General features: G+C 71.4%; 16 protein-coding genes. 9 read left to right on the top strand and 7 right to left on the bottom strand.

Annotation, left to right across the window (positions count from 1 at the left end; genetic code table 11):
* Nucleotides 1–95: 95 nt before the first annotated feature.
* Nucleotides 96–1,862, top strand: coding sequence for a S9 family peptidase (locus tag ACIBQ8_RS24855; RefSeq protein ID WP_397172713.1), 1,767 nt, complete (start codon nt 96–98; stop codon nt 1,860–1,862).
* A 50-nt stretch (nt 1,863–1,912) separates the two neighbouring features.
* On the opposite strand, the gene ACIBQ8_RS24850 is transcribed toward ACIBQ8_RS24855, so the two are convergent.
* Nucleotides 1,913–3,115 (bottom strand): PP2C family protein-serine/threonine phosphatase, encoded by a 1,203-nt coding sequence (locus ACIBQ8_RS24850; RefSeq protein WP_397193072.1) that lies wholly within the window; start codon nt 3,113–3,115, stop codon nt 1,913–1,915.
* A gap of 462 nt (nt 3,116–3,577) precedes the next feature.
* Here ACIBQ8_RS24850 and ACIBQ8_RS24845 point away from each other — a divergent pair, with 462 nt between their 5' ends.
* Both ACIBQ8_RS24845 and ACIBQ8_RS24840 read left to right on the top strand, forming a co-directional pair.
* On the top strand, nt 3,578–7,768 hold the full coding sequence (locus ACIBQ8_RS24845; protein WP_397172710.1) for a HAMP domain-containing protein: 4,191 nt from the start codon (nt 3,578–3,580) through the stop codon (nt 7,766–7,768).
* Between the two features lie 3 nt (nt 7,769–7,771).
* Nucleotides 7,772–8,401, top strand: a complete 630-nt coding sequence (locus ACIBQ8_RS24840) for a two-component system response regulator (protein ID WP_397172708.1) — start codon at nt 7,772–7,774, stop codon at nt 8,399–8,401.
* A gap of 71 nt (nt 8,402–8,472) precedes the next feature.
* Here the strand turns inward: ACIBQ8_RS24840 and ACIBQ8_RS24835 are convergent, their stop codons facing one another.
* Nucleotides 8,473–9,744 (bottom strand): NYN domain-containing protein, encoded by a 1,272-nt coding sequence (locus ACIBQ8_RS24835; protein ID WP_397172706.1) that lies wholly within the window; start codon nt 9,742–9,744, stop codon nt 8,473–8,475.
* Nucleotides 9,745–9,930: 186 nt separating this feature from the next.
* The gene (locus ACIBQ8_RS24830) at nt 9,931–12,273 is read right to left on the bottom strand and encodes a sigma-70 family RNA polymerase sigma factor (RefSeq protein WP_397193071.1); all 2,343 of its coding nucleotides are present in this window, start codon (nt 12,271–12,273) and stop codon (nt 9,931–9,933) included.
* Nucleotides 12,274–12,378: 105 nt separating this feature from the next.
* Here ACIBQ8_RS24830 and ACIBQ8_RS24825 point away from each other — a divergent pair, with 105 nt between their 5' ends.
* On the top strand, nt 12,379–13,077 hold the full coding sequence (locus ACIBQ8_RS24825; RefSeq protein ID WP_397193070.1) for a hypothetical protein: 699 nt from the start codon (nt 12,379–12,381) through the stop codon (nt 13,075–13,077).
* A gap of 10 nt (nt 13,078–13,087) precedes the next feature.
* A complete protein-coding gene (gene pyrE, locus ACIBQ8_RS24820) occupies nt 13,088–13,621 on the top strand; it encodes an orotate phosphoribosyltransferase (RefSeq protein ID WP_352357535.1) in 534 nt (177 codons plus the stop codon).
* Here the strand turns inward: pyrE and ACIBQ8_RS24815 are convergent.
* Nucleotides 13,596–13,994 carry a hypothetical protein gene (locus ACIBQ8_RS24815; RefSeq protein WP_397172701.1) on the bottom strand — a complete coding sequence of 133 codons (399 nt, stop codon included), beginning with the start codon at nt 13,992–13,994 and terminating at the stop codon, nt 13,596–13,598. The genes pyrE and ACIBQ8_RS24815 overlap by 26 nt on opposite strands.
* A gap of 75 nt (nt 13,995–14,069) precedes the next feature.
* Complete coding sequence (locus ACIBQ8_RS24810; RefSeq protein WP_397172699.1) at nt 14,070–14,780, bottom strand: DedA family protein; 711 nt, start codon at nt 14,778–14,780, stop codon at nt 14,070–14,072.
* A gap of 126 nt (nt 14,781–14,906) precedes the next feature.
* Here ACIBQ8_RS24810 and fbaA point away from each other — a divergent pair, with 126 nt between their 5' ends.
* From fbaA to ACIBQ8_RS24795, 3 genes are all read left to right on the top strand, one after another.
* A complete protein-coding gene (gene fbaA / locus ACIBQ8_RS24805) occupies nt 14,907–15,929 on the top strand; it encodes a class II fructose-bisphosphate aldolase (protein ID WP_352318009.1) in 1,023 nt (340 codons plus the stop codon).
* Nucleotides 15,930–15,963: 34 nt separating this feature from the next.
* On the top strand, nt 15,964–16,374 hold the full coding sequence (locus tag ACIBQ8_RS24800) for a DUF3151 domain-containing protein (RefSeq protein WP_352318011.1): 411 nt from the start codon (nt 15,964–15,966) through the stop codon (nt 16,372–16,374).
* Nucleotides 16,375–16,502: 128 nt separating this feature from the next.
* On the top strand, nt 16,503–17,786 hold the full coding sequence (locus ACIBQ8_RS24795) for an adenylosuccinate synthase (protein ID WP_397172697.1): 1,284 nt from the start codon (nt 16,503–16,505) through the stop codon (nt 17,784–17,786).
* A gap of 132 nt (nt 17,787–17,918) precedes the next feature.
* Here ACIBQ8_RS24795 and ACIBQ8_RS24790 read toward each other — a convergent pair whose 3' ends face one another.
* A complete protein-coding gene (locus ACIBQ8_RS24790) occupies nt 17,919–18,494 on the bottom strand; it encodes a GNAT family N-acetyltransferase (RefSeq protein WP_397193069.1) in 576 nt (191 codons plus the stop codon).
* Between the two features lie 266 nt (nt 18,495–18,760).
* Between ACIBQ8_RS24790 and ACIBQ8_RS24785 the strand changes: the two genes are divergently transcribed.
* A complete protein-coding gene (locus tag ACIBQ8_RS24785; protein ID WP_397172693.1) occupies nt 18,761–19,669 on the top strand; it encodes a glycerophosphodiester phosphodiesterase family protein in 909 nt (302 codons plus the stop codon).
* An 89-nt stretch (nt 19,670–19,758) separates the two neighbouring features.
* Here ACIBQ8_RS24785 and corA read toward each other — a convergent pair whose 3' ends face one another.
* On the bottom strand, nt 19,759–20,775 hold the full coding sequence (corA, locus tag ACIBQ8_RS24780) for a magnesium/cobalt transporter CorA (RefSeq protein ID WP_397172691.1): 1,017 nt from the start codon (nt 20,773–20,775) through the stop codon (nt 19,759–19,761).
* Nucleotides 20,776–21,268 lie beyond the last annotated feature (493 nt).

The following is a 21,268-nucleotide window of genomic DNA, read 5'->3' as shown; positions in this document are numbered from 1 at the left end:
CCACATTCCCCGAGTATTTCCCCGACTCAGGCGCAATACTGGACGGCATCCCGCACCCAGAGGGCGTGGGCCATCGATGGGAGGGGGCGCGCCGGATGAAGGCGGAGGAACGCTGGCAGGCCAGGTTCCGCGCGTCGCGCATGACGTTGCCGGCCTGGGCCCGCCAGGCCCCGAACCGCTCCATCTACCGCTCCAACGCCACAGGGACGTGGGAGGTCTACGCCTGGGACCGGGCGACGGGCGCCGTGCGCCAGGTCACCGACCGGCCCAAGGGCACCGCGCACGCGGCGATCGACCCGGCGGGGCAGTGGATCTACTGGTTCGCCGACACCGACGGCGACGAGTTCGGCACCTGGTGGCGCCAGCCGTTCACCGGCGGCCCGAGCGAGCCGGCCGCGCCCGGCCTGCCACCGGGCCAGCCGGGCGGCATCGCGCTGTCGGCGACCGGCCTGGCCGCCATCAGCCTGGCCAGCGAGGGCACGTTCCGGATCCACCTGGTACGCCCCGGCGCCCCGGCCGAGCTGCTGTACGAGCACGCCGAGGCCGCCTGGGTGACCGACATGTCCCTCGACGGCTCCCTCATCGCCATCAACCACGGCGAGTACGGCGACTTCCGGCGTCCGGCGCTGCGCGTCGTCGACCAGCACGGCGAGACCGTCGGCGAGCTCTACGACGGCCCCGACAAGGGCGTGCACGGCCTCCGCTTCGCCCCGGTGCTCGGCGACCGCCGCCTGCTGACCCTGCACGAGCGCCGCCAGCGCCACGAGCCCCTGGTCTGGGACCCGGTCACCGACGAGCAGCGCGAGATCTGGCTGAAGGACCCCGGCGACCTGGCCGCCGAGTGGTTCGACGACGGCCGCGGCCTGCTGATCGTGCGCGACCACCGCGCCCGCAGCTACCTGCACCGCTACGACCTGGCGGGCGGCGTCCTGACGCTCATCGACACCCCGCACGGCGTGATCGACGAGGCCGCGCCCCGGCCCGGCGGCCACATCGAGTACTCCTGGTCCAGCGGCTCCCGCCCGCCGGTCATCCGGTCGAGCAACGGCCAGGTCGTGCTCAACGCGGGCGGCCCGCCGGCGCCGCCGAGCGTCCCCGTCGAGGACCTCGACGTCGAGGGGCCCGGCGGGCGCATCCACGCGCTGGTGTCCAAGCCCGAGACCGGCGCGGCGCCCCATCCGGCGGTCTTCCTCATGCACGGCGGCCCGACCGACCACGACCGCGACACCTTCTCCCCCGAGGTCGCGGCCTGGGTCGACGCGGGCTTCGCCGTCGTCCGCGTCAACTACCGCGGCTCGACCGGCTACGGCTCGGCCTGGCGGGACGCCCTGCACGGCGACGTCGGGCACATCGAGCTGGCCGACATCGCCGCCGTCCGCCGGACGCTGGTGGACCGGGGCACGATCGACCCGGCCCGGCTGATCCTGGCCGGCACCGCCTGGGGCGGTTACCTCTCGCTGCTCGGCCTCGGCGTCCAGCCCGGCCTGTGGGCCGCGGGCATCGCCGCGGTGCCCATCGCCTGCCACCAGACCTGCTACGAGGACGAGGCCGAGAGCCTGCGCGCCTACCAGCGCGCCCTGCTCGGCGGCTCCCCCGACGAGCAGCCCGAGCGGTACGCGTTCTGCTCGCCGATCACGTACGTGGACCAGATCAAGAGCCCCCTGCTGATCCTCGCCGGCGAGAACGACACCCGCTGCCCGCTGCGCCAGATCGAGAAGTACGTGGCCAAGCTCGCCGAGCACGGCCGCGAGCACGAGCTCTACACCTACGGCGCCATCCGCGGCTCGCTCGTGGTCGCCGAACGCATCGCGCAGACGGCCCTGCAACTGGAGTTCGCCCGCAAGCACGTGCACGCCGGCTGACCTCACGCGCACGTCGTGGGAGCGCTCCTGCGGGGGCGCTCCCGCGCGGGTCAGCGCGCGCGCAGGACCACGATGGCGAGGTCGTCGGCGCTCGGCTCGGCGGCGAACTCCGCCGCGCCCCTGCGGATGCGCTCGGCCACCGCCCTGGCCGACAGCCCGGCGCACTCGGCCAGCAGCTTGGCCAGGCCGCCGTCGTCGTCGAGCAGCCGGCCGCCCGAGCGCCGCTCGGTCACGCCGTCGGTCACCGCCAGCAGCACGTCGCCGTGGTCGAGATGGATGGTGTCGGCCTCGAAGACGACCTCGTGGAAGACGCCGAGCAGCGACTGCGGCGTGGTCACCGCCTCCACCTTGCCGCTCGGCCTGAGCCGCAGCGCCTCGGGATGGCCGGCGGACACCAGCCGCACCTCCAGGCCGGACTCCACGGGCGTGATGTCGCCGTGGAGCAGCGTGAGGAACCTGGCCCGCTCGCCCTCCTCCAGGATCGCCTGGTTGAGCCGGCCGAGCACCGCGGCGACGCCGTAGCCCTCGCGGGCCAGCAGGCGCAGCGTGTGACGGGCCAGGCCGGTCACCGCGGCGGCCTCCGGACCGGTGCCGCAGACGTCGCCGATCGCGAAGCGCCAGGAGTCGTCGCCCGCCTTGAACAGGTCGTAGAAGTCGCCGCCGACCTCGTTGGCCTCGCCGGCGGGCTCGTAGATGACGCCGTAGTCGAGCCCGGGCACCTCGGGCTCGTTGGGCGGCAGGAGGCTGCGCTGCAGCGCCCGGTTGGCCGCGGCCTGCTGGGCGTAGAGCCGGGCGTTGTCCATGGCCAGCGCGGCGCGCCTGCCGATGTCGTCGGCGAACTGGATGACCTCGTCGGGGAAGCGGTCGGAGCGGCCCAGGCACATCATGCCGAGCCCGCGGCCGCGCGCGGTGAGCGGCACGGCCAGCACCTGGGAGTCGTTCAGGTGGATGACGGACGTGGCCCTGGTGTCGGCCGCGCCGACGTCCATGTCCGTGAGCTGCTCGCGCAGGCCGTCGATGCGGGCCTCGTCGGCGTGCCAGAGGTAGACCAGCCGCAGCGGGCCGCCCGAGGTGCCGGCGGTGTAGACGGCGCACCAGCTCGACAGGCGGGGCACGACGATCTGGGCGATGATCGCCGGGACCATGTCGGGGTCGAGGGTGCCGGCCAGCAGGTCGCTGGCGTCGGCCAGGAAGCCGAGCCAGTGGGGGCCCCGCGCGCTCTCCTCCACCCATTCGGCGGCCACCTGGTCCACGGAGCCGGGTAGCGTGAGCCTTGCCCAATGGACACGGGAATCGCCCGCGAAGGTGACTCCCCACTCTTCGACGTTCACGGAAGGAGCTTTCGGGTCACCGTGCGCGGTGATCCGCTGCCGCAGTTCGACCTGTACGGCGTCCCCGTAATGCTTCCAAATCACCTCAAACGGCTCGTCAGAGACCTGCTCCGCCAGATCGCCGGCCACCTGCTCGGCGGTGTGGAGCACGCTGACGGTGGCCCACGCGGTCATCACCTCGCGCGTGAACCTCATCGCAGCCGTCACAGCGGTATCGCCAGGCGCGAAGGTCGCGGCCAGGACCGCGTGGGGAGAAGCAGTCATCCCATCGTGCCTACCACACTTCTCACTGACTTGGGGTAAATCCAAGGGCAGGACTACGAGCTACTCATCGTGACAGACTTGAATCACTCGCCGGGACCCGTCGCGAGTGAAGGAGGCCCCATGACCACGGCCAAGGCCGCATCAAGCCCGGAGGAGCGGACCTATACAGAATCGGATCTCGTTCCCGTACTGGAGACGCTCTTCTCCTGGCGTGACGGCGATTTCCGGCGTCGGGTCCCGCACGCGCCTCCCGGCATCCTCAGCGAAGTGCGCCTGCTGCTGAACGAAGTGGCCGACCGCCGCGAGCATCTCGCGAACGAGCTGGCGAGGGTGCGCAAAGAAGTCGTCAAGGAAGGGCGCTTCGGCGAGCGGCTGACGCCCGGCCCGGGCGTCGGGGCGTGGTCCGAGAGCGTCGAGTCGGTCAACATGCTGATCGACGCCCTGGTGAGCCCGGTCAGCGGCGCGGCCGACGTGATCGACGCGGTGGCCAAGGGCGACCTGTCGCGGCGCATCGACCTCGACCGGTCGGCCCGCGGCGAGGTGCGCCGCCTGGGCAAGGCCATCAACGGCATGGTCGACCAGCTCGCCCTGTTCAACTCCGAGGTCACCAGGGTCGCCCGCGAGGCGGGCACCGAGGGCAGGCTGGGCGGCAGCGCCAACCTGCGGGGCATGTCGGGAAGCTGGCGCGACCTCACCGAGGCCGTCAACACGATGTCCTCGCGCGTGGCCGCCCAGGTCCGCGACATCGCCGTGGTCACCACGGCGGTCGCCAAGGGCGACCTGAGCCGCAAGGTCACGGTCGACGCCGTGGGCGAGATGTTCGAGCTGAAGAACACCGTCAACACGATGGTCGACCAGCTCTCGGGCTTCGCCGAGGAGGTCACCCGCGTGGCCCGCGAGGTGGGCACCGAGGGCCAGCTCGGCGGCCAGGCCCAGGTCACCGGCGTGTCGGGCGTCTGGAAGGACCTCACCGACAACGTCAACTTCATGGCCAACAACCTGACCTCGCAGGTGCGCTCGATCGCGACCGTCGCGACGGCGGTCGCCCAGGGCAACCTGTCGAAGAAGATCACTGTTGACGCCGAGGGCGAGATCCTGCAGCTCAAGGACACCCTCAACACGATGGTCGACCAGCTCTCGTCCTTCGCCGACGAGGTCACCCGCGTCGCCCGCGAGGTCGGCACCGAGGGCAAGCTCGGCGGGCGCGCCGAGGTGAAGGGCGTCTCGGGCGTCTGGAAGGACCTCACCGACAACGTCAACTCGATGGCCAACAACCTGACGTACCAGGTGCGCAACATCGCCCAGGTGACCACGGCCGTGGCCAACGGCGACCTGACCCGCAAGATCGACGTCGACGCCCAGGGCGAGATCCTCGAACTCAAGTCGACCATGAACACGATGGTCGAGCAGCTGTCCTCGTTCGCCTCCGAGGTCACCCGCGTGGCCCGCGAGGTGGGCACCGAGGGCCAGCTCGGCGGCCAGGCGCAGGTGCGCGGCGTGTCCGGGGTGTGGAAGGACCTCACCGACAACGTCAACTCGATGGCCAACAACCTCACCTCGCAGGTGCGCCAGATCGCGGCCGTCTCGTCCGCGGTGGCGCAGGGCAACCTGTCGAAGAAGATCACCGTTGACGCGCAGGGCGAGATCCTCCAGCTCAAGGACACCCTCAACACGATGGTCGACCAGCTCTCGTCCTTCGCCGACGAGGTCACCCGCGTCGCCCGCGAGGTGGGCACGCAGGGGCAGCTCGGCGGCCAGGCGCGGGTGCAGGGCGTGTCGGGCGTGTGGAAGGACCTCACCGACAACGTCAACTTCATGGCGAACAACCTGACCTATCAGGTACGCAACATCGCCGAGGTCACCACGGCCGTGGCCAACGGCGACCTGACCCGCAAGATCGACGTCGACGCCCAGGGCGAGATCCTGGCGCTGAAGACCACCATCAACCGGATGGTCGACCAGCTGTCCTCCTTCGCCTCCGAGGTCACCCGCGTGGCCCGCGAGGTGGGCTCGGAGGGCCAGCTCGGCGGCCAGGCCCGGGTCGAGGGCGTCGAGGGCACCTGGAAGCGGCTCACCGAGAGCGTCAACGAGCTGGCCGGCAACCTGACCACGCAGGTGCGCGCCATCGCGACCGTGACCAGCGCCGTGGCCCGGGGCGACCTGACCCGGTCGATCGCCGTCGAGGCGCAGGGCGAGCTGGCGGAGCTGAAGGACAACATCAACTCGATGGTGGCCAACCTCCGCGAGACCACCCAGGCCAACCAGGAACAGGACTGGCTCAAGTCCAACCTGGCCCGCATCTCCCGGCTCATGCAGGGCCACCGCGACCTGTTCGAGGTCGCCAAGCTGACGATGAGCGAGCTCACGCCGCTGGTCTCGGCCCGCTACGGCGCCTTCTACGGCATCGACCCCGAGGGCGACCACGAGCTGACGCTGATCGGCGGCTACGGCGTGCGTCCCGACCGGGGGCCGCGCCGGCGCTTCGCGATCGGCGAGGGCATCGTCGGCCAGGCGGCGGCCGAGGGCAGGCACATCATCCTCGACGACGTGCCGCCGCAGTTCATCACCATCGACAGCGGGCTCAGCCAGTCCACGCCCGCGCAGATCGTCGTGCTGCCGATCCTGTTCGAGAACCGCGTGCTCGGCGTGCTGGAGCTGGCCTCCTTCACCCCGTTCGGCGAGGTGCACCTCGACTTCCTGACGCAGCTCGTCGAGACCATCGGCGTCACGATGAACACGATCATCGCCAACTCCCGCACCGAAGACCTGCTGACCGAGTCCCAGCGGCTCACCCGTGAGCTGCAGGAGCGCTCCGACGAGCTCCAGCGGCAGCAGGAGGAGCTGCGCAGGTCCAACGCCGAGCTGGAGGACAAGGCGGCGCTGCTGGCCAAGCAGAACCGCGCGATCGAGATCCAGAACTTCCAGATCGAGCAGGCCCGCCGCACCCTGGAGGAGCGCGCCGAGCAGCTCGCGGTCTCCTCGCGGTACAAGTCCGAGTTCCTCGCGAACATGTCCCACGAGCTGCGCACGCCGCTCAACAGCCTGCTGGTGCTGGCCAAGCTGCTGACCGAGAACGCCGAGGGCAACCTGACGTCCCAGCAGGTCGAGTTCGCCCGCACGATCCACAGCGCGGGCTCGGCACTGCTGCAGCTCATCAACGACATGCTCGACCTGTCGAAGGTCGAGGCGGGCCGGATGGACATCCATCCGATCCAGGTGTCGCTGCCCAAGATGGTCGACCTGCTGGAGGCGGCCTTCGCGCCGCTGGCCCAGGACAAGGGGCTGTCGTTCGGCGTCGAGGTGGCCTCCGACGTGCCGAGCGAGCTGCGCGCCGACGAGCAGCGCCTGCAGCAGGTGCTGCGCAACCTGCTGTCAAACGCGGTGAAGTTCACCCCGAAGGGCGAGGTCAAGCTGCGGGTCGCGGCGGCGCCCCGGGGCGTCGACTTCGACGACGACACCCTCCACGACGCCACCGACCTGCTGGCCTTCCAGGTGATCGACACCGGCATCGGCATCGCGCCCGACAAGCGCGAGGTCATCTTCGAGGCGTTCAGGCAGGCCGACGGCACCACCAGCCGCAAGTACGGCGGCACCGGCCTCGGCCTGGCCATCTGCCGCGACATCGCCCGGCTGCTCGGCGGCGAGATCCACGTCGAGAGCGAGCTGGGCAGGGGCAGCACGTTCACCCTCTACCTGCCGGCCTCCTACACCGGCCCGCTGGCCGCCACCGACGGCAGCACGGCCCCGCGCCGGCAGCTCATGACCTCGCCCGCCGAGGAGCAGGCCGCCGCCGCGGCCCTGCCCGAGCCGCCGCCGCTCGACATGCCGATGCCCGAGCTGGTCGAGGCGCCGGTGGAGACGCCCGTCCAGTGGCAGGGCGACGACCCGCTCAACGGCGCCAAGATCCTCATCGTCGACGACGACATCCGCAACGTGTTCGCCCTCACCAGCGTGCTGGAACGACACGGATCGACGGTCGTCTACGCGGAGAACGGCCGCGAGGGGATCGAGCAGCTCGAACGGAACGAGGACGTCGCGCTCGTGCTGATGGACATCATGATGCCGGAGATGGACGGCTGGGCCACGACCTCGGCCATCCGGCGCATGCCCCAGTTCGCCGACCTGCCGATCATCGCGCTGACCGCTAAGGTCATGCGTGGTGATCGCGAGAAGAGCATCGCCTCGGGCGCGTCCGACTACGTGCCCAAGCCGGTCGACGTCGATCGCCTGCTCGAACGGCTGCGCGGCTGGCTCAGCCGTGGACGAGGAGCCACGACCGACTCCTCGTCCTCAACCGCTGAAGGGTCGTGATCGATGCCGGACCGTGCGAAGATCCTCCTGGTCGACGACCGCGAGGAGAACCTGATCGCCCTGGAGGCGATCCTCAGCTCGCTCGACCTGGTGCCCGTACGCGCCAGGTCCGGCGAGGAGGCGCTCAAGGCGCTGCTCAACACCGAGTTCGCGCTGATCCTGCTCGACGTCCGGATGCCGGGCATGGACGGCTTCGAGACGGCCGCCCACATCAAGCGGCGGGAGCGGACCAGGAACATCCCGATCATCTTCCTGACCGTGGTCGACAGCGCCCCCGACTACGCCTTCCGCGGATACGCGGCGGGGGCCGTCGACTATCTCACCAAGCCGTTCGACCCCTGGGTCCTGCGGGCGAAGGTGTCGGTGTTCACCGAGCTCTACAACATGAACAAGCGCCTGGCCGAGCAGGCGTCGTTGCTGCGCGAGCGGCTGACCGGCGAGCTGCCGCCCGGAGCGGGTGACCACGCCTCGGTGCTGCCGGAGCTGTCCCGGCGGCTGACGGCGGTGGAGGACGAACTGACCCGGGTGCGGGAGCTGGCCCGCAAGTCGCAGGACCCGGCGCTCGCCGTGCCGCTGGCCGACCTGGGCGATCGGGTCGCCCACCTGCGCGCCGGGTTCGACGCGCTCTCCTGACCTCGTCCCGTCCGACGCCCGGGCCGCCGTTCATGGCGCCCGGGCGTCCGGCTTTCCGGGCGGGACCGGGGTCAGTGGCGGGCGCGTTCGAGGGCGTCCCAGAAGCCGCGGCGCAGGGCGTGGCGGACCTCGTCGTGCAGCAGGAAGTCGATCGGCAGCGAGGAGCCCTGCAGCAGGCGGGCCTCCAGGTCGGAGGGCATGCGGGGCTTGCGGGCCAGCACCGCCTCCAGCCACAGCGCGGGCGCGTCGCGGGCGACGGACTCGCCGAAGTCGTGCCCTTCGCGATGGGCGGCCTTCACGGCGTCGGCCAGCGTGGTGGCCCCGGCGGTGGCCGCGGGCGGCGGAGAGACGGGCGCGGCCTGCGGCCCGGTGTACGGCCCGAGCTGCGCCTGCTGGTAGGTGCCCCCCGAGGACGGCGTGGCGAACTGCCCGGTGCTCGGCGAGGCGGACTGAGGCTGCTGCAGCGGCCCGGTCGCCGGCGCGGACGGGGGCACGGACGGCGGCACGGACGGCGGGATCGACGGCGGCTGCTCCTGGTACCCCGAGTACGAGGGCAGCACCGGCGGCGTGGCCGACCGCCCGCCCGAGGACGCCTGCCCGTTGGCGGACGACTGCCCGGCGGAGGGGGCCGCGTGGCTCCCGGAGGGCTGCCCGGCCGCGTGGCTGCCCGCGGACGGCGCCGGCGGCAGCGAGGCCGTCGGGGTCACCGGGGGCGCCGGGGGCGCTGCCGGCGGCGCGGGCGGCAGCGAGTGGGCGGCGTGCCCGTTGCTGAGCGGCTGGTGGTGGCCGTTGGAGGACTCGGTGACGCCGCTCACCATCGTGACGTAGGGCCGCAGGTGGGCGTTGCCCAGCTCGACCAGGTCGTCGCACTCCTGCCGCAGCGACCGGGACACCGCCCACCCGCCGTCGGCGGCGATGTGGATGACGGTGACCCTGATGCCGAGGTCTTGGGCGTCGCACACCACCTGGGCGAGGTCTTCGTCGCCGCTGACGACGACGGCGTCGCAGATGGCGTTGTTGCGGGCGAGGGTCATGAGGTCGCGATGGACCTGGGCGTCGACGCCTTCGCGGCGGCCCGGCCTGATGCGCGAGAGCCTGAGCTTGAGGCCCGGGATGTCGGCCAGCGCGTCGTGCTCCGGGGTGCGGCGGCCCTCGACGGTCGCCTCGTACCAGTAGCACCGCAGCAGCGGCAGGCCCGTGCGTTCGCGCGACAGGTTGGTCATCAGCTGGAGGAGCCCGGGGTAGTCCCAGGCGACGGCCTCTCGATGGCGAGTGCCGTGCACGGCCATCGCTCCGTCTGCCAGCAGATAGCCGGCGTCCACGAACAGCGCACAGCGATCCACTGACACCGCCCCTTTCCTGGTGGTCCGACCTTGCTGGCTCTGCACCGTCAGAGACCGGACTCGGCGGCCCTCTTTCAGGGTAATGAAAGCAGGTGATCGCGCGAGGGTGAATCCCGACGATTCGACCGCGGGCCGCCGTGCAGCCAGACCATTTAGGCAGACCGTACCAGTTCGTCCTGTTTGCGGTCATGAGCGTGCCCTGACGGTCAGCGCGGCCGCGCCGAAGAGCACGACGTCCTTGTCTGTCACGATCGTCAGCGCCGGATCGCGGCCCAGCTCGGCGTCGACCGTGTCGACGTCGACGCCGAAGGTCATGCCCCTGGCGCCGTTGGCGGAGCCGTCGAAGACGTTGGCCCGCTCGCGGTCGCCGCCCTCCGGGACGATCGCGCCGGTGCCGAGCGAGACCTTGTCGCCCTGGAGATCGGCGTCGCCCTCCCAGGTCACCAGCTCGGCGCGGGCCGGCGCGGCGGCCGGGCTCAGGCCGCCGAGCGGCATGCGCACCTTCCTGGCCGCGCCGCCGATCACGGTCGCCGTGTCGAGCACCACGGCCTGGCTGTACGGCTCCCGCGGCCCGGTCACGACCACCACCAGGCTCCACCCGGCGTGGCTGGAGGCCCCCGCCGCCATCGGCGCGTCGGCCGCCCACCACAGGCCGCCCGGCCGCGCCTGCCCGGCCAGCGCGGTGACGTCGGCGAACGCCTGGTAGGCCGGGCCGAGCGGCATGTCGAGAGCCGTGACGTGGTCGGGACGGACCGACACGTACGTGCGCCGCCCCGGCGCCCTGACCTTGACGGGCCCCGCCGCCGCCCCGCTCGCCGACCAGTAGAGGCCGGCCCACACGACCCGGCCGTCCTTGGGCAGGGTGAGCCGGGCCGCGCTGGAGGCGCTGGTGGCCGGGCTGGCGTCCTGGTCGAGGGGGGTCATCGGCCACAGGTCGTTGTCGCGCTGGTCGCCCTGGCGGCGCCTGGCCTCGGGACAGCCGTCGTGCTCCTCGGGACAGCTCAGCAGCGTGTTGCCGATCGCCCGGACGGCCACCCTGCCCTCGGTGGCGAACCGGGCCGAGGCCCCCACCGTGCGCACGCCCTGCGCGGCCCGCGCGTCGACGTGGAGGTCGTCGGCGTCGACGCGCACGGCGGGCCCGGCGCCCTCGGGGGCCAGCTCCGACACCAGCACGCGCAGGAACACCGCCGTGCCCTGCCCGGCGGCCAGCGGCTGCCTGACGCACCGCGCGCCCTGCCCGGCCGGCCGGCAGGACCAGCCGTCGACCGTGCCCACGGGCTGGAGCAGCGCCACGCCGTGCCCGCGCCTGGCCGGCGGCAGCAGCGTCACGCCGGGCGGCAGCTCGACGGTCGCGGCCAGCTCGCCGCTCGGGCCGTCGCCGTCGTTGCGCAGGCGCATGCCGACGATGCCGGGCTGGGCGCGTACGAGGGCGCCGAGCGCGCCGATCGTGGCCCGCAGCCGCGCCCGGCCCCGCGGCTCCTTCCGCGGCGGCGGGACGCGCGCCGGCGGCTCGCTCGCCACGGGCAGCGGCACCGGCCGCACCGACGCCGAGGGCCGGGCCACCGGCACGGGCTTGGCCACCGGCCGCTCGGCCACCGGCGACTCCCCGGACACCAGCACGAACGCCGCCACCGCCGCGGACGCGACCGCGACGCCGCCCGCCGCCACCACCTGCTGCCGCGAGGGCGCCCGCCGCAGCGGGCCGGACAGCCGCAGCAGCCAGCCCGCGCCGCCGCCGGCCGCGCCCGCCTTGGCCAGCGCCGCGGCGTAGCCGCTGAACACCGGGCCGGCGATCAGCGGGCCGACGATGACGCGCAGGCCGCGGTTGACGTCGGTCAGTTCGAGCAGGACGCCGTGGCACTCCTCGCAGTCGTTCACGTGGTCGTCGACCGCGCGTGAGTCGCGCCTGGCCAGGCCGCCCCTGACGTAGGCGCCCATCTTGCCGAGCACCGGACGGCACTCGTGCTGCGGCGCCGCGCGCAGGTGCATCTGCAGGTACGCCTGCCGCAGCCCCTCGCGCGCCCGGTAGGCCAGCGCCGCCACCCCGTTGGCCGACAGGCCGAGCAGCGGCGCGACCTCGGCGGGCTTGCACTTCTCCACCTCGGTGTGCCAGAGCACCGCCCGCCACCGCTCGGGCAGCGACAGGAACGCCCGCGAGATCATCGACCGCTCCAGGCCGACGAGCGCGGGATCGACGAAGGGCACGCCCGCGTCGTAGCGCTCGATCTCGCCGGTGGTCACCTGGCGGCTCTCGACCCGGCCGCGGTCGTAGACGGTACGGCGCACGACGGTCAGCAGGTACGTGCGGAACCCCGACTCGGGCCCGCCGCCCCTGCCCACCAGGTCGAGGATCTTCGTGAACGACTCGGCCACGACGTCCTCGACCTCGGACTCGCCCCTGACGAGCTGCCTGGCCAGCGCGCGCGCCGCGGCCACGTGACGCTCGTAGAGCCGTCCGTACGCGGTCGCGTCGCCGGCCCGGACCTCCTTCAGCAGGTCCGCATCGCTCCGCGGCGATTCCACACTCATTGTGACCTCACGATTACAGCGGGTTGCCCCGCGCAATCATTCCGCATTCTCCGTCATGACTAAACCGAAGCGGCGTCTTTACCTCTGAGGACCACGGGAGGACGCATGGACGAGGACGTGCTGTCGCGCTGGCGCGGCCGCAGCATGGCGGAGGGCTGGTCGCTGGCCGACGACTGGTGGACCCCGGCGGTGGCGTACGCGATCAAGGCCGTGACGGACGGCGGCGACCTGCCGCGCGCCTGTGAGGAGCTGGGCGCGGCGCGCGCCGGGGCGGGGGTGGGGATCACCGAGGGGCTGGGCGACCTGGCGGCGCTGTTCGCCGTCACCGATCGAGGAGAGCCGGCGTTCCCGCTGGTACGGGCGTACGCGGCCGGGTGGGCCGAGCAGAGCTTCGCGCCCATGAACGATTTGCAGTGCGAGGACCCGCTGACCGGCCTGGCCACGGTGGCCTACCTGCGTACCAGACTGGGCGAGCTCTACCGGGGGGCGGTCGCGGGCGGGCACCTGCTGGTGGTGGCCGAGCCGTACGGGCAGATCGCGGAGCTGGCCGAGCGGCTGGCGGCGGCGCTCAACCTGGCCACGGCGCTGCGCAAGGCGTTCACCGGCGACGAGACGCTGGCGCTGCTCGCGCCCACCCGCGTCGGCGCGGTGACCAGGGAGGACGACGGGCTGGCCGGCAAGGTCGCCGACCTGCGCGCCACGGAGATCCTGTACGGCCGACAGCCCCGCGTCCGGGTGCGCCGGCTCCCCCGCGCGCACGCGCAGGCCCTGGCTCTCATCAGGACGCTGAGCCTGGGACCCTAAGCTTGGGCGCATGACAGACCGCGACAACCTGCTGGCCGAGATCAAGCGCAAGGCCGTCGTCCACGGCAAGGTCACGCTCTCCTCGGGCAAGGAGGCCGACTTCTACCTCGACCTGCGGCGGATCACGCTCGACGGGGTGGCCGCGCCGCTCGTCGGCAAGGTGATGCTCGACCTGACCGACGATCTCGACTTCGACGCCGTCGGCGGGCTCACGATGGGGGCCGACCCGGTGGCCTGCGCGATGCTGCACGCGGCGGCGGCGCGCGGGCGCACGCTCGACGCGTTCGTGGTGCGCAAGGCGCAGAAGTCGCACGGCATGCAGCGCCGGATCGAGGGGCCCGAGGTGAAGGGCCGCCGGGTGCTGGCCGTGGAGGACACCTCGACGACCGGCGGCTCGCCGCTGACCGCCGTCGAGGCGCTGCGGGAGGCGGGCGCCGAGGTGGTGGCCGTGGCCACGATCGTCGACCGGGGCGCGGGCGCGCGGATGGCGGAGGAGGGGCTCGACTACCGCACCGCCTTCACCCTCCAGGACCTCGGGCTGTGAAGGCCTCCCTCGCGCCCTGCTCACCGGGGGCGCGGGGGCTGCCGTTCTCGGTGACGCGGACGGTGCCCGCGTCGCCGAGCACGACGTCGAGCTCGGGCTCGAAGTAGCTGACCTCTTCGCCCCTGCTCATCTCGCGATGGTGCAGCACGTCCCCGCCGGGGACGCGGACGGTCACCGTGGGGCAGACCTCGGCCAGGCACTCGATGCGCACGGTCGGCGCCCTGCCCTCGCTCGCCCGCACGGGCGCGGCCGTGGGCGCCGGCCGCTCAGGCTGCGAGCCGGACGAGCCCACCAGGGCGCGCACGCCGACGACCACCAGCGTCACCACGGCCCCCACCGCGAGGACGACGAGGGCTGATCGGGCGATTCCCATCGGATCTGACCTGTGGCGTCCCACAGGCGGCACTGTACCCGGCGGTAACGCCGGGCCCCCTGCCGGCGCCTGAGGTCAGTGCTGGGGGTCGGTGCTGGAGGGCACGCGGTGGTGCTTGCCGTTGGGCAGCGGCAGCCGCTTGCGCTCGCGGCGCTTCTTGACGACCTCGACGATGATCGGGATCAGCGAGATGAAGACGATGATGAACACGCCCGGCAGGATGTACTTGTCGATCTGCTTGGGATCGACCTTGCTGCCGAGGAAGTAGCCGAGCAGCACCAGGCCCTCGACCCAGACCACGCCGCCGATGACGTTCCACAGGAAGAAGCGCCTGGCGGGCATCTCCAGGACGCCGGCCACCGGGTTCATGAACGTGCGGACGATCGGCACGAACCGCGCCAGCACGACCGCCCGCGCCGGGCCGAACTTCTGGAAGAACTCCTCGGCGCGCATCACGTGTTCGCGTTTGAACAGCCGCGAGTCGGGCCGGTCGAACATCTTCCTGCCGAACCTCGCCCCCAGGAAGTGGCCGAGCTGGGCGCCCGCGATGGCGCACAGCGGTGTGCCGATCACCAGGACGGGGAAGGAGATCGGCGGCGCCTCGCCCACGACCAGCGACGCGGAACTGAAGATCCCCGCCGCCACCAGCAGCGAGTCGCCCGGCAGGAAGAAGCCGAGCAGCAGACCCGTCTCGGCGAAGATGATCGCCAGGACGCCGATGGTGGCGAAGGCGCCGAGGATGGTGAGCCACCACGTCGGGTCGAGGAGATTCCAGAGCCAGTCCACCCCGTGAGCCTACCTGGAGCCGAGCGAATCGGATGTGGCCATCCGGCTCGCGTTGTCACTACCAGTTGTGGTTGGGAGCCGGGATACTGGGCAGGCGCGAAGCCGTACTTCTCAGGGAGATGACTCATGCCCATCGCGACTCCAGAGGTCTACGCCGAGATGCTCGACCGTGCCAAGGCGGGCGGGTTCGCCTATCCGGCGATCAACGTGACCTCTTCTCAGACCTTGAACGCCGCGCTGCGCGGGTTCGCCGAGGCCGAGAGCGACGGCATCGTGCAGGTGTCCACGGGCGGCGCGGAGTTCCTCTCCGGCACCACGGTCAAGGACATGGTGACGGGCGCGACCGCGCTGGCCGAGTACGCGCGGGTGGTGGCCGCCAAATACCCGGTCACGGTGGCGCTGCACACCGACCACTGCCCGAAGGACAAGCTCGACGGCTACATGCGGCCGCTGATCGACATCTCGCTGGAGCGGGTGTCCAAGGGCCTCGACCCGCTCTTCCAGTCGCACATGTGGGACGGCTCGGCCGTGCCGCTGGAGGAGAACCTGGAGATCGCCAAGGAACTCCTCGACAAGTGCGCCCGCGCCCGGATCATCATGGAGATGGAGATCGGCGTCGTCGGCGGCGAGGAGGACGGCGTCGTCGGCGAGATCAACGAGAAGCTCTACACCACCGCCGAGGACGCGCTGGCCACGGCCGAGGCCGTCGGCGTCGGCGACCGGGGCCGCTACATGCTGGCCGCCACGTTCGGCAACGTGCACGGCGTCTACAAGCCGGGCCACGTGAAGCTGCGGCCGAGCGTGCTGAAGGAGATCCAGGAGGCGGTCGGCGCCAAGTACGGCAAGGACAAGCCGTTCGACCTGGTCTTCCACGGCGGCTCCGGCTCGCTGCTGGAGGAGATCCACGAGGCCATCTCCTACGGCGTGGTGAAGATGAACGTCGACACCGACACCCAGTACGCCTTCACCAGGCCGATCGCCGACCACATGTTCCGCAACTACGACGGCGTCCTGAAGGTCGACGGCGAGGTCGGCAACAAGAAGGCCTACGACCCGCGCGCCTACGGCAAGAGCGCCGAGACCGGCATGGCGGCCCGCGTGGCGGAGGCCTGCCACAACCTCAAGAGCAGTGGGACGAAGATCTCCTAGCCACTTGGGCGGCACGGCGGGTATGACTTGTCCTATGGATAACCTTCTCGCCGGGCCGCCCCCGACTCACCTGCCGGACCTGCCCGAGGCCAGGGAGGCGCTGGAATCCGGGGCCAAGGCCGCCGACGTGGCCGCCCGCTTCCCCGCCCACCCGGCGGCCTGGGCCGCGCTCGCGGAGGAGTACTTCGCGCAGGGCCATGCCGTCACCTCCTACGCCTTCGCCCGCACGGGCTACCATCGCGGCCTCGACCAGCTGCGCAGGAACGGCTGGAAGGGCCACGGTCCCATCCCGTGGGAGCACGAGCCCAACCGCGGCTTCCTGCGCTGCCTGCACGCCCTGTCCAGAGCGGCGCAGTCCATCGGCGAGAAGGACGAGGCCGAGCGTTGCCTGCAGTTCCTCAAGGACAGCAGCGAGACCGGATATGAGGCGCTGACCAAGGGTTAGCAGCGCATTGGGCCCGCATTGGGCCCACGCGCCTTGGGACGAATAGGCAGACTCGGGTAGTCTCTCTACGCAAGAGCCCCTGTCGCACTTGCGCCAGGGGTTTCGTTTTGTGCTCGGGAGACTGAACAATGCCGGCTGCCGTTCTCGTTGGGGCCCAGTGGGGCGATGAGGGCAAGGGCAAGGCCACCGACCTGCTCGGTGGCGACGTCGACTACGTCGTCCGTTATCAGGGTGGCAACAACGCGGGACACACCGTCGTCATCGGTGACCAGAAATACGCTCTGCATCTTCTGCCGACGGGGATCCTGTCGCCGGACGTCGTACCGGTCATCGGCAACGGTGTGGTGATCGACCCGGGGGTGCTGCTGAGCGAGATCGACGGGCTGGCCGAGCGGGGCATCTCCGCCGAACGCCTGCTGATCTCGTCCAACGCGCACCTGATCATGCCGCACCACAAGGCGCTGGACAAGGTCACCGAGCGCTATCTGGGCAAGGCCAAGATCGGCACCACCGGACGCGGCATCGGCCCCGCGTACGGCGACAAGATCGCCCGGATGGGCGTGCGGGTCCAGGACCTGCTCGACCCGGGCATCCTGGCCAAGAAGATCGAGGTCGCCCTGACCGAGAAGAACCAGGTGCTGACCAAGGTCTACAACCGGCGCGGCATCGACCCGGCCGCCGTGCTGGAGGAGTACCTGGCCTACGCCGAACGGCTCAAGCCGCACATCGCCGACACCTCGCTGGTGCTGTCCAAGGCGCTGGACGAGGGCAAGTTCGTGCTGCTGGAGGGCGGTCAGGGCACGCTGCTGGACATCGACCACGGCACGTACCCGTTCGTCACCTCCTCCTCGCCGACGTCCGGGGGCGCGTGCGCCGGGGCGGGCATCCCGCCGAACCGGCTCACGAAGATCATCGGGATTCTGAAGGCGTACACGACCCGCGTGGGCTCGGGGCCGTTCCCGACCGAGCTGACCGACGAGACGGGCGAATGGCTGCGCAGGACCGGCGGCGAGTACGGCGTCACCACCGGCCGCAACCGGCGCTGCGGCTGGTTCGACGCGGTGATCGCCCGCTACGCGACCCGGATCAACGGGATCACCGACTACTTCCTCACCAAGCTCGACATCCTGTCGGGGCTGGAGCGCATCCCGGTGTGCGTGGCCTACGAGGTCGACGGCGTGCGGTTCGACGAGATCCCGATGACCCAGACCGACTTCCACCACGCGGTCCCGGTCTACGAGGAGCTGCCGGGCTGGAAGGAGGACATCTCCAACGCCAAGTCGTTCGACGACCTGCCGCCGAACGCGCAGTCGTACGTGCGGGCGCTGGAGGAGATGAGCGGGGCGCCCATCTCGGCGATCGGCGTCGGCCCCGGCCGCGACCAGACCGTCGTGGTGCGGTCGCTGGTCTGACCGGCACGTGACGAGGGGCCCGGCGCGGGAACGCGCCGGGCCCCTCGCGTGTCACGGGGCTGCGGCCGGGCGCCGGGCCCCTCGCGTGTCACGAGGCTACGGCCGACCGCCGGGCCCTCGCGGGTCAGGGCGCTACGGCCGGCCTGCGGGCCCCTCCTCCGCCGGGTCGCCGGCGGTGAGGACGGCGGCGGTCATCGGGGTGTGCAGGGTCCAGCCCAGCGTCTCGTACAGGGCCTGGCCAGCGGCGGTGGCGACCAGGATGCCCGTACGGGCGCCGCGGGAGACGGCGGCGGCGGCGAGCGCGGCCATGACGACCGTGCCGAGGCCGCGCCGGCGGTGCTCGGCGGCCGTCTCCACCTGGTCGATCACGGCGGCCCGGTCCGCGACGGCGAACTGGCCGCGCGCCGCGACCTCGCCCGCGGCCGTGAGCAGCCGGGCCACGGTCACCCCCGCCCTGGTGGTGATCGCCAGGGTGTAGCCGGCGGGGGCCTTCGGGGTGGTGCGGGCCAGGGACGCGGTGGTCATCATGTACTCCTGCTCCTGCACGGACCATCGCGGGGGCAGGGAGGGGGCGACCGCCTCGGCGGGGGCGCAGAGCTTGAGCCAGGTGCCGGGGACGGTGAGGGCGCCGGTCAGGTGGTCCAGGATCTCCGCGGTAGGGGTGGGGACGACGTGCCGCGCCACGTGGCCGGGAAGGCCGACGTCCACTCTGAGGCCCCAGGGTTCGGGTACGGGCCGAGGGGCGTTGCGGGAGATCACCCAGCCGTCCACCCATGCCCGGACTGTTGCTGAATGGGCATGTTTGAGAACCTCCGTCATGAGCTCCAGCTTATTGCAAGGTAGTTGCATTTATCGTGCAATAAGCGGGCGGAGAGTCCTCTTGACGCCTTCACTGCCGACCTGGGCGTAGCAGGATAAAAAGGACACGGCGTGGCACTGCCTCAGCGGCCCTCCAGCCAGGTAGTGTCCCCGGTGTGCGCGTTGAGATTCATGGTCACCGGGGAGCGCGGGGCCTGTGGCCGGAGAACACCCTGCCAGGGCTGAGCCGCACGATGGAGCTGGGCGTTCACGCGCTTGAGCTCGACGTCGCCCTCACCGCCGATCGCCGCCTCGTGCTCACGCACGACCTCACGGTCTCGGCCGTCACCAGTGCCGACCGCCGGCCGCTGCGGCAGGACGATCCGCTCTTCCCGTACGTGGGCAAGCCGATCAACGCGCTCAGCCTCGCCCAGCTGCGCACGCTCGACGTGGGCGTACGCCTGCCGCGCCACCTCGACGACCCGTTCGCGCTCACCCAGGTCGCCATGCCGGAGACCAGGATGCCCACGCTCGGCGCGGTGCTCGGGCTGGTCAACGCCTACGAGGCCGAGCACGTGCGGCTGCACGTCGAGCTGAAGTCCGACCCGACCAGGCCGGAGCTGACGGCCGACCCGGAGATGTTCACCGAGCTGGTGGTCGAGGAGCTCGACCGGCACGGCAGGCTGGGCAACGCCGCCGTCCTCAGCTTCGACTGGCGGGTCATCAGGCACGCGGCCCGGCTGGCGCCGGCGGCCAGGCGGTTCGCGCTGATCGAGCTCGACACGCTCCACTGGCACGAGGGCGGGCTGGGCGACGACATCCCGGCCGCCGCCCGCGAGGCCGGGGCCACCACGCTGTCGCCCGAGCACGTGATGGTCGACGAGAAGCTGATGGCCCAGGCGGCCGCGGCCGGCCTCGACGTGGCGGTCTGGACGGTCAACGACCAGGCCCTGGCCGGTCGCATGATCGACCTCGGCGTGGCCGGGATCGTGACCGACTACCCCGACCGCATGCGGGAGCTGTGGCGCGAGCGCGGCCTCGACCTGCCGGAGGGCGTCCGGCCGCTCAAGCCCGTGAGCGTCTGAGCATCGCTCAAGCCGTGAGCGTCTGAGGATCGCCCGAGCCCGTGAGCGTCTGAGCGACGCTCAAGCGCTTGAGCCTCTGGGCGCGGCGCTCAGAGCCAGCCGTTGCGGCGGAAGCCGCGGTGCAGCAGCACGCAGGCCGTGATCATCACGGCCAGCACCGCCGGATAGCCCCAGACCTGCTTGGTCTCGGGCATGAAGTCGAAGTTCATGCCGTAGATGCCGGCGATCATCGTCGGCACGGCCAGGATGGCGACCCACGACGAGATCTTGCGCATGTCCTCGTTGGCCAGGGCGTTCGAGCGGGCCAGGGCGGCCTGCAGGATCGAGCTGCACAGTTCGTTGGAGGACTCGACCTGCTCGCACACGCGGGACAGGTGGTCGCCGACGTCGCGGAAGTACTCGCGCATCTCCGAGGGGATGACGCGGCGCTGCGGCAGCGCCGACAGCGGCGACTGCAGCGGGGTCACGGCCCGCTTCATCTCCAGCATCTCCCGCTTGAGCTGGTAGATCCGGTTGATGTCGCGGGAGCTGACGTCGGCGAAGACGGTCGCCTCGACCTCTTCGAGCTCCAGCTGCATCAGGTCGGCCACCTGGAGGTACTGGTCGACGACGTGGTCGGCGATGGCGTGCAGCACGCCGGCCGGGCCGCGGTTCATCAGCTTGGGCTTGTCCTCAAGGCGCTCGCGGACCAGGGTGAGCGGGCAGTGCTCGCCGTGGCGCACGGTGACCACGAAGTCGACGCCGAGGAACACCATGATCTCGCCGGTGGCGATGATCTCGCTGTTGGCCGTCAGCTCGTCGTGGTCGAGGTAGGCGACCGTCTTCAGCACCATGAACATCGACTCGCCGTAGCGCTCGACCTTGGGACGCTGGTGGGCCTTGACGGCGTCCTCTACGGCCAGCGGGTGCAGCCCGAAGACCTCGGACAACCACTCCACCTCGGGCGCCTCGGGCTCGTGCAGCCCGACCCAGACGAACGCGTTCGCGCCGTCGGAGTTCTTGTTGTGCTCGCGGACGAGGTCGAGGGACTCGACGATGCCCGGGGCGCAGACCTTCTTGCCCTGGATGTAGGCGCCGAATTCGACGATGGAGTCGACAGGAGGCACGCAGACCTCACGCACCGGCTTGGTGAGCGGGCGTGCGGCATGCGGCTGAACAGGGTGACGGTTGATGCGACGGAAAAGCGTGGACGAGCGCATGGCAGTCCCTTTCCGCCCGACCTGGCACGCTCCACGCGCGATGAAAAGTCACCTCAATCGAACACAAATGCGTGGAGGCACGATCAGGCTGCCGGATTGGAGTGGTCGGGGGTAACTGGGGCGTACGTGGGAGAGCACGTACTGCTGGGATCACCAGGATTCATCCCGGACCACCTCCAATCACAAGAGACGCCGCAAAGCCGCCTTAACCTACCACAGGCGGGTGAACCCAAACGACGATACTCGCCGGAGGGCGCTCGGTTCAGGTAGAACCGCACAAAGATGCGGGCTTGTTCCGGCATTCGACCTGCCCGCGACCCGCCCGGAACCTGCTCGGGGTCCGCCCGGAACGCGCCCGCCACCTGCCCGCCGCCTGCCCGCCGCCCGCCCGGGACCCGCG

It is taken from the genome of Nonomuraea sp. NPDC049646 (genome assembly GCF_044465525.1).
Lineage (GTDB): Bacteria > Actinomycetota > Actinomycetes > Streptosporangiales > Streptosporangiaceae > Nonomuraea.
Note: the sequence above shows the minus strand (reverse complement) of the source record. Positions and strands in the feature narration are given on the sequence as shown.

Bases quoted from the DNA above. Each gene is read 5' to 3' on its own strand.
- ACIBQ8_RS24795 (WP_397172697.1), top strand. From the start codon at position 16,503: ATGCCGGCTGCCGTTCTCGTTGGGGCCCAGTGGGGCGATGAGGGCAAG.
- ACIBQ8_RS24855 (WP_397172713.1), top strand. From the start codon at position 96: ATGAAGGCGGAGGAACGCTGGCAGGCCAGGTTCCGCGCGTCGCGCATG.
- ACIBQ8_RS24800 (WP_352318011.1), top strand. From the start codon at position 15,964: ATGGATAACCTTCTCGCCGGGCCGCCCCCGACTCACCTGCCGGACCTG.
- pyrE (WP_352357535.1), top strand. From the start codon at position 13,088: ATGACAGACCGCGACAACCTGCTGGCCGAGATCAAGCGCAAGGCCGTC.
- ACIBQ8_RS24845 (WP_397172710.1), top strand. From the start codon at position 3,578: ATGACCACGGCCAAGGCCGCATCAAGCCCGGAGGAGCGGACCTATACA.
- ACIBQ8_RS24815 (WP_397172701.1), bottom strand. From the start codon at position 13,994: ATGGGAATCGCCCGATCAGCCCTCGTCGTCCTCGCGGTGGGGGCCGTG.
- ACIBQ8_RS24840 (WP_397172708.1), top strand. From the start codon at position 7,772: ATGCCGGACCGTGCGAAGATCCTCCTGGTCGACGACCGCGAGGAGAAC.
- ACIBQ8_RS24825 (WP_397193070.1), top strand. From the start codon at position 12,379: ATGGACGAGGACGTGCTGTCGCGCTGGCGCGGCCGCAGCATGGCGGAG.
- ACIBQ8_RS24830 (WP_397193071.1), bottom strand. From the start codon at position 12,273: ATGAGTGTGGAATCGCCGCGGAGCGATGCGGACCTGCTGAAGGAGGTC.
- fbaA (WP_352318009.1), top strand. From the start codon at position 14,907: ATGCCCATCGCGACTCCAGAGGTCTACGCCGAGATGCTCGACCGTGCC.